Annotated in this window: 10 protein-coding genes; 1 reads left to right on the top strand and 9 read right to left on the bottom strand. The window is 55.3% G+C overall.

Translation table 11 applies throughout. The features are described 5' to 3' along the window. Nucleotides 1-51: 51 nt before the first annotated feature. On the bottom strand, nucleotides 52-2,052 hold the full coding sequence (locus tag K0H81_RS08190) for a DNA topoisomerase III (RefSeq protein WP_220060512.1): 2,001 nt from the start codon (nucleotides 2,050-2,052) through the stop codon (nucleotides 52-54). A gap of 153 nt (nucleotides 2,053-2,205) precedes the next feature. Between K0H81_RS08190 and K0H81_RS08185 the strand changes: the two genes are divergently transcribed. Further along, nucleotides 2,206-2,481 carry a hypothetical protein gene (locus K0H81_RS08185; protein WP_220060511.1) on the top strand — a complete coding sequence of 92 codons (276 nt, stop codon included), beginning with the start codon at nucleotides 2,206-2,208 and terminating at the stop codon, nucleotides 2,479-2,481. Between the two features lie 158 nt (nucleotides 2,482-2,639). Here the strand turns inward: K0H81_RS08185 and K0H81_RS08180 are convergent, their stop codons facing one another. From K0H81_RS08180 to K0H81_RS08145, 8 genes are all read right to left on the bottom strand, one after another. Next, nucleotides 2,640-4,757 carry a methyl-accepting chemotaxis protein gene (locus K0H81_RS08180; protein WP_220060510.1) on the bottom strand — a complete coding sequence of 706 codons (2,118 nt, stop codon included), beginning with the start codon at nucleotides 4,755-4,757 and terminating at the stop codon, nucleotides 2,640-2,642. 231 nt (nucleotides 4,758-4,988) lie between these two features. Next, nucleotides 4,989-6,503, bottom strand: coding sequence for an amidophosphoribosyltransferase (gene purF, locus K0H81_RS08175; protein ID WP_011866099.1), 1,515 nt, complete (start codon nucleotides 6,501-6,503; stop codon nucleotides 4,989-4,991). A gap of 87 nt (nucleotides 6,504-6,590) precedes the next feature. Continuing rightward, nucleotides 6,591-7,079, bottom strand: a complete 489-nt coding sequence (locus K0H81_RS08170; RefSeq protein WP_011866100.1) for a CvpA family protein — start codon at nucleotides 7,077-7,079, stop codon at nucleotides 6,591-6,593. A gap of 203 nt (nucleotides 7,080-7,282) precedes the next feature. Then, on the bottom strand, nucleotides 7,283-7,957 hold the full coding sequence (gene dedD / locus K0H81_RS08165) for a cell division protein DedD (RefSeq protein WP_220060509.1): 675 nt from the start codon (nucleotides 7,955-7,957) through the stop codon (nucleotides 7,283-7,285). Continuing rightward, on the bottom strand, nucleotides 7,958-9,256 hold the full coding sequence (gene folC, locus K0H81_RS08160; protein ID WP_220060508.1) for a bifunctional tetrahydrofolate synthase/dihydrofolate synthase: 1,299 nt from the start codon (nucleotides 9,254-9,256) through the stop codon (nucleotides 7,958-7,960). Nucleotides 9,257-9,336: 80 nt separating this feature from the next. Next, a complete protein-coding gene (truA, locus tag K0H81_RS08155) occupies nucleotides 9,337-10,122 on the bottom strand; it encodes a tRNA pseudouridine(38-40) synthase TruA (protein ID WP_220042702.1) in 786 nt (261 codons plus the stop codon). Between the two features lie 240 nt (nucleotides 10,123-10,362). Beyond that, a complete protein-coding gene (locus K0H81_RS08150) occupies nucleotides 10,363-13,062 on the bottom strand; it encodes a FimV/HubP family polar landmark protein (protein WP_220060507.1) in 2,700 nt (899 codons plus the stop codon). Between the two features lie 200 nt (nucleotides 13,063-13,262). Beyond that, a complete protein-coding gene (locus tag K0H81_RS08145; protein WP_220060506.1) occupies nucleotides 13,263-14,279 on the bottom strand; it encodes an aspartate-semialdehyde dehydrogenase in 1,017 nt (338 codons plus the stop codon).

Genomic DNA, 14,279 nt, shown 5'->3' with positions numbered 1-14,279 from the left:
GCCCTTGCTTAGGCCCTTGCTTATGCCCTTATCTCTTGCTCAGATTCTTATTTAGGCCTTTGCCTTAGCCGCGGCTCTAGTCGCAGTCTTTTTCGCCCCGCTAGCCTTGCCTTTAACGCCTGTCGCACCGCCGCGTCGATTACCATAGCCACGCTTCTTAAACGAACGCTTAGGCGCTTCGACACCTTGCAAGGCCTTGGGCAGCTGGGCACCGGCCTGCATGATAAGCCCATTGAGCGACTCGACTAGCGGCGCCATGAAGCTTAGGTACTTGGCCTCTTTACGGCTGATGGCATCCAGGTGACTCTCCCACAGCGCCGTCATATCCGGCGTGGTGGCCGATTCCGGCAGGCTGTTGATGAGGCCGCGGCCAACCGGGGTCGAGACGATAGACTTCCCCTGACGCGCCAGAAAGCCACGCTTGAACAGCAACTCTATAATCCCAGCGCGGGTCGCCTCCGTGCCCAGGCCATCCGTTTCTTTGAGGATCTTACGGATCTCTGGGTTGGTCACGTAGCGGCTGATCCCCGTCATGGCGCTAAGTAAGGTCGCATCGGTAAAGGCTTTGGGCGGCTGGGTCTGCTTCTCGATAAGCTCCCCCTGGCCCGAATGCAGTGTCTGTCCCTTATGCAGCGGCGGCAGCTGAGCCAGCGCCTCATAGCCCTCGCTATCTGCCTTGTCATCGGCGCGCTTGGGGAACAGCTGCTTCCAGCCGGGGGCTATCTCCTGCTTGGCCTTGGTATGAAAATGCCCGCCGGCGATCTCCACCTCGACCTGAGTCTCATGGTAGCGATAGACAGGGTAAAACTGCGCCAGATATTGACGGGCCACTTGCAGGTAAATCTGCTTCTCGGCCTGAGTCAGCGCGCTCAGATTAGCCACCTTCTCTGTGGGCACTATGGCGTGGTGGGCATCGACCTTGGCATCGTTCCAGGCCTTGGAGACTATCTTGGGATCTGGCGCGGCGCACTGAGCCGTAAGCTCACCCGCCCCCTTGAGCACGGCATCGATAACGCTAGGCGCCAGGGCCAGCTGCTCCTTGGGCAGATAACGGCTATCTGAGCGTGGATAGGTGATCAACTTATGTTTTTCATACAGGGACTGACAGGTATCGAGCACCGCCTTGGCACTCATGCCGAAGCGCTTGGCCGCATCTATCTGTAGCGCCGACAGATTATAGGGTAAGGGTTGCCCCTGCTGCTTGTCTTTGGCCTGCAGATCTGTCACCCGAGCGCTCTGCTCTGTGATCCGCCCCACCACATTTTCCGCCAGGCGCCTAGATAACACCCGCCCCTCCTCATCCATATAGGGCTGGCAGGCCTCACTGGGGCGCCACTTGGCCTTAAAATGCGCCTGCTCTTGGGTGTAGAGGTTGGCCAGCACCTCATAGAAAGGCTTGCTGACAAAGTGTTCAATCGCCTCATCGCGGCGCACCACCAGGCCTAAGAGGGGCGTCTGCACCCGACCGACAGAGAGCACTCCCTGATAGCCCACCTTGCGCCCCTGCAAGGTATAGGCGCGGGTCATGTTCATGCCATAGAGCCAGTCGGCGCGAGAACGTGCCAGCGCCGAGGTCGACAGGGGGATAAACTCTCGGTTACTACGCAGCTGCCCCAAGGCACGTTTAACGGCCTGGGGGTTGAGGTCGCTCACCAGCAGGCGCTGGGTCTGTTCGAGCTTGTCGCCCTTAACCCCCAGATAGGAGATCACCTCATCCACCAGCAGCTGACCTTCGCGATCGGGATCCCCGGCGTTGACCAGCTGACTGGCCTGCTTGACCAGTTTTCTCAGCACGCTGAGCTGACCCCGAGTCTTGCTCTTAGGGGTCATCTTCCACTGCTGCGGCACTATGGGCAGGTGGTCGAACGACCAGGACTTAAAGGCGGGATCATAGCTGTCGGGCTCGGCCTGCTCCAGCAGGTGGCCTATGCACCAGGAGACAGTGTCGCCGTTGGCCGCCGTAATATAGCCCTCGCCCTTCTTATGGGGTTTAGGTAACACATCGGCGATTGCGCGCCCTAGGCTGGGCTTCTCTGCTATGTATAAGATCATGCTGACATCAAATCACTGTATAAATTAACAGTAACTTTAAACCACTCGCAGCGTTGGCGCAAATACAGAAAGGCAATCTTATGCTTACGTGTAAATTTAGTTGAGAATAATTCTCATTAAAGAGTAGTCTAAGGCCATTCTATGGAGGTTGATATGCACATACGACTCAAAACCCCTTACCGACCCGAGCGCCTGCTACTCTATGCCACGCTGACAACGACGGCGCTGCTTCTGCTCTTAATGCCTAACTTAGCATTACCCTGGCGACTGGATCCCCTGATGCTGTTTGGCGCGCTGCTGTTGCTAAGCTGCGCAGGCACCCTGTTTGCCCTCGCCCGCCATGGCGCACACCATAGACCGGCCCTTGGACTACTCTTCGGCCTCTGGCTAATGGTATGGGTAAGCCAGGGTTTGCTCATGCCGGTGTGATCGCTAACCTGCGCTTGCCCCTCTAAGCTAAAACTTAGCTCTTCCGCGGCCGCGGCCCCTGTCACAGCCACAGCCACAACCGTGCATTCGATGCGGCTGCCATCTGGCCACAAAAAAGGCGCCTCCCAGGAGACGCCCTATCGCAATGCCAAGACATTCTAGGTCTTTAACTTGCCCAGCTGCTGGTGTTGCTGCTCTACCAGGCCCGCCAGGCTGGCACTGCTCTGCTGGGCCTCGTCGGCGAGTCTCGCCAGCTCGGAGGCGGAATCTGAGATACCTGTGATATTACGGCTGACCTCTTCGGTCACGGCACTCTGCTCCTCGGCCGCGGTGGCGATATGGGTCACCTGGCTGGAAACCTCCTGAATTTGATTCACTATGGTGTTGAGTGAACTCAGGGCCGACTCTGTCTGGGCCACGGCGCGCTGGGCACCATCCACCCCTTGATCGATGATCTGCGAGGCACTGTTGACCTCTCGCTGTAGCGCCTCGATCAACTTGCCTATCTCATCGGTCGAACTCTGAGTCTTGGAGGCCAGCGCACGCACCTCATCGGCGACCACGGCGAAGCCCCGGCCTTGTTCACCGGCGCGGGCGGCCTCGATGGCGGCGTTAAGTGCCAGCAGATTGGTCTGCTCGGCGATGGCGCTGATCACCTCGAGGATCTTGCTGATATTGGTGCTGCTTTCCGCCACCTTACCTACGGCCTCCTTCGCTAGCAGGGATTCTTGAGACATATGAGTCACATAGCCCATGGCCTGGCTCAGGCTGTCCTCACCTGCCTTGACGTTGAGGGTCATCGCCTCGGTTTCCGACGCCGTCTGCTCAGACGCCTTGGCCACCTCGAGCGCCGTTGCGCTCATCTCATTAACCGCGGTCACCACACTCTCGATATCGCTGTACTGACGATTGACGCTGTTGTGGGTCTGCAGAGCTATCTCCGCCGCCACCTGACTCTCGGCCTGCGAGCGTGACGCTAGCTCCTTCAGCTCGCCGATCAGCAGCCTCAACTTATTGATAAAGCCGTTGATGCCACCGCCCAGGGCGATGAGTTCGGCGTGGGACTCCACTGTGACCTGCTGGGTCAGATCCCCCTCGGCGCTGGCTAAGTTCTCCACCCGGCTCTGAATCACTTTAAGCGGCGCGACAATAGAGCGGATCACCAGGCTGATGGTAACCACGGCGATCAGTGAGACGATGACGCCTACGATCAGCAGCAGGCTGCCCAGAGAGCTGGCCATGGCGGACATCGCCTGATCCATGGCATTCGCCGCCTGATAGGCGTCGGCCTTGGCCACCTCTATCACCAGCGACCACTGCGCCTTGGCGAGCGGGATCTCGATGGGATAGGCGACTATGATGTTATCCCCCTGCTCTAGGTAACCGCCCTGGCGATGCAGCCCGGTCAACTGACTGGCAAGTGACGGGGCGATAGACTCGCCCAGTGGACGCGCCTTCTTATCATAGTGGCTGGCCGCCACCACTAAGCCCTTCTGGCTCAGCAGGGTCACCTTGGCCTTACCTTGATACAGGCTGGCCGAGAGTTCGTCGATCAGCTTCTGAAACACAGGCAGATTAACGTCCACGCCGATTACGCCGCGAAAGCTGCCGTTCACCACCACAGGCACGGTCAAGGAGGTCATCAGCGCCGTGTTGCCCGGGCTGATCTCATATAGGTAGGGCTCCATCAGGCAAGGCTGCTTAGTGTCCTTGGCGCACAGGTACCATTCGGCCTCGCGTACGCCAAACTCCTTGAGGGTAGCATCATACTTCTCGCTGGCGTCATCCACCTGCTGATGCTCGACGCTGCCATCGTCGCTGCGGGTGTAATAGATCTCCAGGGTACCTACCTCAGGCACGCTGTGGCTACTCTGCTGGGTATAGTCGCCGTCGCGGCCATCGTAGCCGTTGGGCTCGAACTGGGCATACATAGAAGAGAGCTGGCTGTTCTTTCGCAGCACACCGGCCACCGACTCCTCTACCCCTTCCCTCGATAACGGCTGGCTAGCCGCGCTCTGCTCTATCATGCCGGCAAACGAAAAGGGGATTCGATAGGCCTCGTTGATAAAACCCGCCACCCGCTCGCCGTACTCGCCGGCCCGGGCGCTGAGGCGCTGGCGGGTCTCATCATGCAAAGCGCTTTGCACCTGGCCTGCCAGTTGCGTGTTTTTATCACTAAGCGACCACCAGAGGCTGAAGGAGAGGATGGCGACTATGATCAAAAATAGCGCTGAGGTGATCCAAAGCAACTTAGTACTGATGGACAAGTGTTTCATTTATCACTCCTAGGGATGACGGCAGGCTCGAGGCTTAATACTTTCACTCATTAAACATAGCACTAAAGCATTAAAACACCATGCTATCAGGTATTTAATTGCTCTCGCATGGGAAGATATGTAGCAAAATGCCCCATAAAAAAAACCGAGCACTTCTATAAAAATACCGACCACTCCCATAAAAAAACCGACCACTAGGGGTCGGTTTTTAGCTGACGCATGTGCTATCCCTTAGGGATGACAGACGTTATGTAGCTCTAAATTAGTGCCGATATCCTTGATGCGATTAGCCTTGGCATCGTCGTTACGCAGCTGGGTCAGGTGATCCAGATAGGCCTGATCCACGTCGTTGGTAATATAATTGCCGTCGAATACTGAGGTCTCGAAACGTTTGATGTCCGGGTTCTGCTGACGTACGGCTTCGATCAGATCTTGCAGATCCTGGAAGATGATGCCATCGGCACCAATCAGCTTGTTGATCTCTTCCGCGTCGCGACCATGGGCGATCAGCTCGCTCGAGGTCGGCATGTCGATACCATAGACGTTAGGGAAACGGATCTCAGGGGCCGCCGAGGCGAAGTAAACCTTCTTGGCACCGGCTTCGCGGGCCATCTCGATGATCTGCTCTGAGGTAGTACCGCGCACGATAGAGTCATCCACCAGCAGCACGTTCTTGCCCTTAAACTCGGCGTTGATGGCGTTTAGCTTGCGGCGAACCGACTTCTTACGCTCCTGCTGACCCGGCATGATGAAGGTACGGCCGATGTAACGGTTCTTCACGAAGCCCTGACGGTATGGCAGGTCCAGGTTACGGGCGATCTCTAGGGCGATATCGCATGAAGTTTCAGGGATCGGGATCACCACGTCGATATCGTGATCTTCCCACTCTTTCTTGATCTTCTCACCCAACATGGTGCCCATGTTGACGCGGCTGCCGTAGACAGACACCTTGTCGATGGTCGAGTCTGGACGGGCGAAGTAAACGTATTCGAAGATACAAGGTGAATAGCTTGGCGACTGGGCGCACTGACGGGTATAGAGCTGACCATCTAACGAGATATAGATGGCTTCGCCTGGAGCGACATCACGTACCGTCTCGAAACCTACGGCGTCTAACGCCACGCTCTCAGAGGCCACCATATATTCGGTGCCCTGCTCTGTCTCGTTCTTACCCAATACCAGTGGACGGATGCCGTAAGGGTCACGAAACGCCACCAGGCCCTGGCCGATGATCATCGCCGCCACGGCGTAGGCGCCACGTGTCAACTCATGTACCTTAGTGACCGCCTCAAACACCTCGTCGGCAGTGAGGTACTGGCTCTTGGTGTGTTGCAGCTCGTCGGCCAACAGGTTAAGCAGGACTTCAGAATCTGAAGTGGTGTTCACGTGACGACGTTGCTTCACCAGACGCTCGTGCAGCTCGACCGTGTTGGTCAGGTTGCCATTGTGCGCCAGAGAGATCCCGAAAGGAGAGTTAACATAGAAAGGTTGCGCCTCAGACGCGCTCGAGCTACCCGCAGTTGGGTAACGCACGTGACCTATGCCGGCAGTGCCCTGCAGGCGCTGCATATGCTTAGGTTCAAATACGTCTTTTACCAGACCATTGGCCTTACGCAATCTAAACGCATTGCCATCAACGGTGACAATGCCCGCGGCGTCTTGGCCACGATGCTGTAGCACTGTGAGTGCATCATAGATTGTCTGATTAACCGATGTTCGGCCAACTATTCCGACGATACCACACATGGGTAGGTTTCCTCATTTTAAGATGTTCTGATAATTATTATCTGCGGCCATGACCTGAGGTTAAGGCGCGCCTATGCTTACGCATTCTTATATTTTAGGTACAAAGCTTGAGGTGTTTTCCACGTAGTCAAAGAACCACTGGATAACCACTCCGAATTCGGGAACCAGTTGCGAGCTGGCCCACCAGTCTGTCTTGGGCGCCCCGGTAAAGGCGTCCAGGAAAAAGAGTATCGCGCTAACGATGAGTGCACCGCGCAGGGCGCCAAAACAGAGGCCCAGTACCCTGTCTGTGCCAGACAGGCCCGTCTTGACCACAAGTTGGCCGATAAGGTAATTGACTAAGGCACCGAGAATAAGGGTCGAGATGAACAGGATGGCGATGGCGATGCCGTTACGCACCATTTCATCTTGCATCTGGGTCAGGTAGACGGCGAGATCTTCATAAAATTGACTCGCCACGAAGAAGGCGGCAAACCAGACCACGAGTGACATGGCTTCCTTAACGAAACCACGAAGCAGACTAATTAAAGTCGAGATTGCGATAACCGCAATAATGGCATAATCGATCCAAACCATTGAATAAGGTGATCCAGCATTAGCATTAAGACGGCGGGATTTTACCAGAGACTGAAGACATTCTCACCCCCTAGCCTGATTTAAAAGTGATTTAGTTTATCCGCAATTACGGACACTGAGTTCTGCCCTAAAGCCATTTTGGCCAGAACCCACAAACAGAAACGCCCAGGACGAAGCCTGGGCGTATGATCAAATGAGCTGGGTCACAGCAGTGGGTTATAATCGACCACCGCCGACTTGAGGCCGGTAAACTTATCCAGCTTGGTCTGCAACTTCTGTAGCTTGCTCTTGGAGATATCCGGGCCGACGAACACCTTAGTCAGCTGACCATCCACCGGCTTTTTCGGCACGGTATAGGCGCGGTAGCCCTCGCCTCGCAGTCGCTTGACCAGGGCGTTAACATTATCCGCATTCTTAAAGCTGCCCAGTTGCAGGGTATAGGCCGAGCTTGCGACCTCAACCTTAGATTCAGTAGCCTTAGCTTGCGTGACTTTCGCTGGGCTTATCTTAGGCTCGCTGGTTTTAGCTTCGTCAGTATTAGAGGCGTCCGTTTTCGCCTGCGCGCCATCATTGACCCCCTGCTGCTCGGCTGAGGCTTGGCTGGCGCTATCATTCTGGGCGCTCACCTGGTTGTCGAACTGAGCCTGCTGATCACTCAGGTCGATGGCCGTAATGCTCTCCAGCTCTTCGAGGCGAGACTCGGCTTGGGGCCGCAGTGGGATCTCGGCAAACTGCTCTTCCTGATGCTGCTTCTTACCATCTAAGATATCGGGCAAAAAGATCACCCCCAGGGCCACCAAGACTATGATGCCCACCAGACGGTTTTGAAACTGGCTCGATACCTTCTCTTGTTTGACTTCTACTTCATCCACCTGCATTTAACTTAGGTCCAATTGCTTAAACTCTGCCACAGTGTAAAAGGAGCCAAACACAATTACCACATCGGATTGGCCAATCTCTGGCTTTAACGCCCGGTATGCCTGCTCAACCGAGGCAAACCCATAGGCAGCTTTATCGCCACTCAGATAGCTGAGCAAGTCTTGCGCCTTGGCGCTGCGTTCACAGTTAAGGTCCGTCAGATACCAGGCGTGGATCTGATCTTCGAGCAGGCCGAGCACCGCGCGGCAATCCTTATCTTTTAACATGCCGCACAGGGCGAAGATACGCTTACCCTTGTAAGCCTCGAGTCGCTGGGCCAGATAGGCCGCCGCATGGGGATTATGGGCCACATCTAAGATGATCTTAGGCTGCTCGCTGACCACCTCCAGACGACCGGTTAACTTAGCCCCGCTTAGCCCGGCATCGATAAATGTGCGAGCCGCTGCTGTCACAAACTGCTCTGCCAGCAATTGCTGCACCACAGCCAGGGCGGTTGCCGCATTGGCTAACGGTAGGGTAGGTAGTGGCAGCCCTTCTATTGAGAGCTTAGGCAGTGAGATCTGCGGCTGTATGGTTTCGCCTAAGGTAAAGCACCACTCAGTCTCGCTCGCCTGGTAGCTAAATTCGTGATTCACCCTTACCATCTTGGCGCCGATAGACTCGGCGTACTCAACAACGCTTACCGGCAAGTCTGGGTCGCCTATCACCACGGGACGGCCCGCGCGCATGATCCCCGCCTTCTCGCGGCCCACCAATTCCCGGGTATCGCCCAGGTATTCCTGATGGTCGATGTCGATGGCGGTGATCACCGCGATATCGGCATCGATAATATTGGTGGCATCCAGGCGTCCACCCAGCCCCACCTCGAGTAATACGAGATCCAGTTTCGCCTGCTTAAACAGGTAGAGTCCGGCCAAGGTGGCATATTCGAAGAAGGTCAGCGAGGTGTCGCCACGTGCGGCATCTATGGCACAAAACGCCTCGATAAGCGCCTCGTCGCCGGCATCCACCCCATCGATGCGTACCCGCTCATTGTATTTGAGCATATGAGGCGAGCTGTAGACTCCGACGCGCTGCCCGGCTTCTCTCATGATGGCTTCTATCATGGCGCAGGTGGTTCCCTTGCCATTGGTGCCAGCGACGGTCACCACCTTGGTGCCCTCGAGGCTATCGAGCCCCATGACCTTGGCGACGGTCGCAACGCGGCCAAGCCCCATATCTATCTCTGTGGGATGAATTGCCATCAGATGATTCAGCCAGTCATTAAGGCCAGATTGTGCGTTGGGTACAGGCGTCATATCAGAATCTTTCTAACTCTTTGTTATTCAGTGTCGTTGTTGTTGTTGTTGTTGTTGTTCAGGATCTTGGTTATTTGGGTTTAGTCGAGCATAAACAGTGGCCCCAGGGCCAGCTTAGGCAAGGCATAGTGCTCGGGATAGGTCACATCCACCAGATAGAGACCGTTAGGTTTAGCGGTCGCCGCCGCCTGAGTGCGATCCTTCAGCGCCAGCAGCTCCTTAATCCAACTCACGGGTTGGCGGCCATAGCCCACCTCGAGCAGGGAGCCGACGATATTACGCACCATGTGGTGCAAGAAGGCGTTGGCCTTGATGTCGACGCAGATATACATGCCCTGACGGGTCACATTGACCTCGTGAACACAGCGAAACGGGGTGTTTGACTGGCATTGAATGGCGCGAAAGCTGGTAAAGTCCTGCTCACCCAGCAGATACTGGGCCGCCTCATGCATCTTGCTCTCATCTATCTGCCCCGGATAGTGGCTCACGCCAGAGCGGAGAATGCCGGGTCTAAACTGATGGTTATAGATCATGTAGCGATAACGGCGGGCGGTGGCGGTAAAACGGGCGTGGAACTCGTCATCCACATCCTTGGCCCAGCGCACGGCGATATCATCCGGCAGGTTGACATTGACCCCTAATGTCCAGGCACTCTCTTTACGCACGGCATTGGTCTCGAAATGCACCACCTGACCCGTGGCATGAACGCCCGCGTCGGTACGTCCGGCGCATTGAATCGAAATAGGTTCGTTGGCAACGAAAGATAGGGCTCTCTCGAGCTGGGCTTGTACCGAGTCCACCTCGGCCTGACGTTGCCAGCCAAAATAACGGCTGCCATCATATTCGATACCTAATGCTACGCGCATGAAATACCTGTCCTCATGTTTAATTACTCACGTTTAAATAAATCTGTTCGCTAGGCGGCGGATTCTAGCACAAGCTAGGTGTTAACTGGATAGTAAATGGCGCGTTAACTGGATAGTTAAGTGGAGAGTTAAATGGAGAGTCAACTATCCCGATAGTTACCGACCTAGCTCGCCTCCATAAAAAAACGGCGCCTAAGCACCGTTTTTCAAATCGCTTTTCTATTTTAGAGCTCGTCAGGATTAGAGCTCGTCTAGCAGCTTCTTGGCTTCCTGCTGCTGACGCTCGTTGCCGTCCAGCTCGACCTCTTTGAGCAGCGCCTTGGCGCTGTCCATGTCGTCGATCTCGATATAGGCGCGGGCCAGATCCAGCTTGGCGTTGACGGCATTCTCTTCGTCATCCACATCGACCATGGAGGCGTTGCCCATCAGGCTATCGAGCTCCCCCATGTCGACATCCAGCTCCTTGTACTTATCGACATCCAGCTGCTCCTCGTCGGCCTCATTGAGCAGTCTGTCGATATCGATAAAGCCGTTGTCTTGCTGGAAGGCGGTCAGGTCGTGCTCGGGCACGGCTCTGGCCGGACGCTTATTCTCCGCCGCATCCAGGGCTGCCAAGGCCTGATCAACGGTTAGATTATCGTCATCGTCCAGCTGCAGCGAGATAGCGTCGTCATCGTCCTCAACCTGAGTCTCTTGGTCGCTTGGCACGTCGCTAGTCAAGGCGGATTCCCACTCCAGCATGTTATCGCTGCTGCGCTTGTTCCCCTTGAGATCACCGAAGAAGCCCGATTCGCCCTTTTCAACCTTAGGCTCTTCCGCCTCTTCGACCGATTCAAGATCGGCGAGCAGCGTGTCGAGATCCACCTCGCCGTCATCTTCGGCCTTAATCTCTTCCTCAGCTTCTAGCTCTACAGCCGGTTTATCTTCACCCAGGTCGAACTCGAGCGGCGCATGACCGGCCGGTTTGCTTTCTTCCTGCTCTGCGGCTAACTCGGCTGCAACGTCAAGTTCTGGCCCTGTCTCCTCAGGTGCAGCCTCCTCAGCTTCAGCCTCGGCGAACTCAAGATCGGCGACGTCGGCTTCTGGCTCGCTTGCCGATGCAGCAGGTTCGAATTCGGCCAGTAAGGCATCAAGATCCGCCTCTTCAACCTCATCGTTTTCTTCCTCAAGCTCGGCGGCGATCTGACGAGCAATCTCATCATCCTCGCTATCGGACGCTTGGACAGCGGGCTCGGCATCGAATCCTGCCAGCAAGGCATCGAGATCTGTCTCATCGACATCGCCCTCATCGCCCTTGGCCTCGATCGCCTCCTCAAGCTCCTGAGCAATCTCATCGGCCAGGGTTTCCTCGGACGCTGCTGTCGCTTCAGGCTCGGCGGCTTCTTCTGGCTTAATCTCTTCTAAGCTAGTCTCTTCTGCGCGAATCTCTTCTTCTACGTTAGTCTCGTCGTTCACAGTTTCTGCCGGCAGGTCAAACTCCGCCAGCAGCGCATCCAAGTCTTCCTCTTTGGCGTCTTCGCTTGGAGTTTCTTGCTCAAATTCGGCCAGCAGTTCGTCGAGATCTGTCTCTGCGGTCGCCTCTTCTTCCTCAAGAACTGGCGCCTCGAAGGCAGTCTCTTCGATGCTCTTCTCTTCAGCATGTTCCTCTTCGACTGGCGCTTCTTGCGGCGCGTCCAGTTCGGCAAGCAGGCTGTCGAGATCATCTTCCTGAGTTGTCTTGGCTTCTTCCTGCTCCTGTTCACCCATGGCCTCGGCCCAGAGATCGTCCAGCGATTGACCTTCATCCTCAATCGGTGACATCACCTGCTCATCACCCGCATCCACTACCATCTCGGCAGCTTCTTGGGGCAGCTCATCACTCAGATCCGCCTCAGGTTTTAACTGGGTCTCATCGACCTTCATCAAGGAATCCAGCGAATCGGCCTCATCATCTGTATCCAGATGCACAGCCATCATCTCTTCACTATCTTCAGGTGCTGGCGCGACAGGCTTATCGTCCATAGGTGGCGTCACAGGCGCGTTCGACTCGACCGCCTCGCTCTTGTTATTGCGACGCTTGATAAATAGCCATACCAATACCAATAGCAATAGTGCTGGAATGGCCGCGAACAGACCGAGATAGAGCGGGTTGTCCATCATGGTGCGCCAGCTGTCGTCCACCTCTTTAGGTTTTGTCGGTTGGGTCGCGGCGGCCAGCTGCTGACGAAGCTGCTCGACTTCGCTGTTTAGCTGCGCCTTCTGCTCTTTCTGTACCAGCAGCGCCTCTTCCAGCTCGGCGATACGGCTGCTTTGTTCATCTATCTTGGCCTGCAACATCTCGCTGTCGTTGTTGCCCAGGTTTAACTTATCCTGTGCCCTGGCCAACTCATCGGTGAGCGACAGGTTCTTGGCCTGCTCAGCCTCGAGCTTGGCGGTTAACGCCTCGATCTGCTTCTGCTGCTCGGCGCTAGGCTTATCAGCCTGAACCATCTCTGGCTGACTAGCTTCTGCCGCCTGAGCCTGTTTAGTCGGTGTCACTGCCGGCTTAGGCTTTGCTGCCGTCTGTGGCTTCTGACGCCAGCCTTTATCGTTACTCTCTGCCTGCTGTTTAGCCAGGCTCTTAGGAATAGCCAGCATCACCTCTTTAGATGGGATCAGCAGGATCATCCCTTTCTCTAGGCTGTTGTAGTTGTCGCTGGTAAAAGCATGAGGATTGGCTTCATAAATCGCTGCCATCACCTGATAGATAGTCACACTCGCATCGGGACGGGTTTTCTGCGCAATACTCCAGAAGGTATCGGATGCCGTAGTTGGGCCATATTGGCGCAGGGTCTGGCGACTTTCACCATCTGGACCGGTAATATTGAGAGGTTCTGCGGCAGATAAAAGACCCGAAGTCGACGAGAGAACAAGCAGTGCGCTGGCTAGCAAACCAGCAAGATGCGATGTGCGAAAGTTCATCAATTCTTCCCTTTCAAGCGATGATGGACTGCCATTTGGCAGTGTGCTTTAGGCAATTGTATTTATTGAGATTACTATAAACCAGTTTTAGGTGACCTGCTACTGTTCACATTTCAAAAACAAGTGATCACACAAAAAAAGCCTGCAAACTGCAGGCTTTTTCTCCACTTATGCACTACTTCACCCGTTAGGGCTGGCTATCAGTAGTAGTCTCTGACCAAGACTTCGGCTATCTGTACGCTGTTAAGCGCAGCGCCTTTTCTAATGTTATCAGACACAACCCAGAGGTTGATGCCGTTAGGGTGAGAGATATCTTCGCGCACGCGGCCCACGTATACAGGGTCGGTTCCTGCCGCTTCGGTCACCGCCGTTGGATACTCTTCGTTAGACTCGAACAGCTCCACGCCAGGCGCATCACGCAACACGGCCTTAACATCGTCGGCACTCACCGGCTGCACAGTTTCGATATGTACCGCCTCAGAGTGACCATAGAATACCGGCACACGTACCGCTGTTGGGTTAACCACTATCTGATCATCACCGAAGATCTTCTGGGTTTCCCAGACCATCTTCATCTCTTCTTTGGTGTAGCCGTTGTCCATAAACTTATCGATCTGCGGCAACACGTTAAAGGCGATCTGCTTAGGATAGGCCTTAGGCTCTACCGGTAGTCCCTGAAGCAGCTTGGCGCACTGATTGGCCAGCTCTTCGATAGCCTGCTTGCCCGAACCAGATACCGACTGGTAGGTCGCTACATTGATGCGAGAGATCCCAAAGGCATCATAGATAGGCTTAAGGGCAACCAACATCTGGATAGTCGAGCAATTCGGGTTGGCGATGATGTTGCGATTACGGAAATCGGCGATCGCCTGTGGGTTCACCTCGGGAACGACCAGAGGGATATCGATGTCGTAACGGAAGTGCGAGGTATTATCGATCACCACACAACCATGTTCGGCGGCGATGGGGGCCCACTTCGCCGACACGTCACCGCCCGCCGAGAAGAAACCTATTTGCGCCTGAGACCAATCGAAGGTCTCCACATCCAAAATTTCGACCTGTTTACCATGGAAAGTTACCGTGTCGCCCGCACTACGACTACTGGCCAGAGGATACAAGTTGGCAACGGGAAAGTTGCGCTCTTCGAGGATCTCAATCATTGTTTGACCCACGGCTCCCGATGCACCTAAAACGACGACGTTAAATTCCTGCGACAT

The sequence above is a fragment of the Shewanella halotolerans genome, from assembly GCF_019457535.1.
GTDB lineage: Bacteria > Pseudomonadota > Gammaproteobacteria > Enterobacterales > Shewanellaceae > Shewanella > Shewanella halotolerans.
This window is presented reverse-complemented; position numbering and strand designations above follow the sequence as displayed.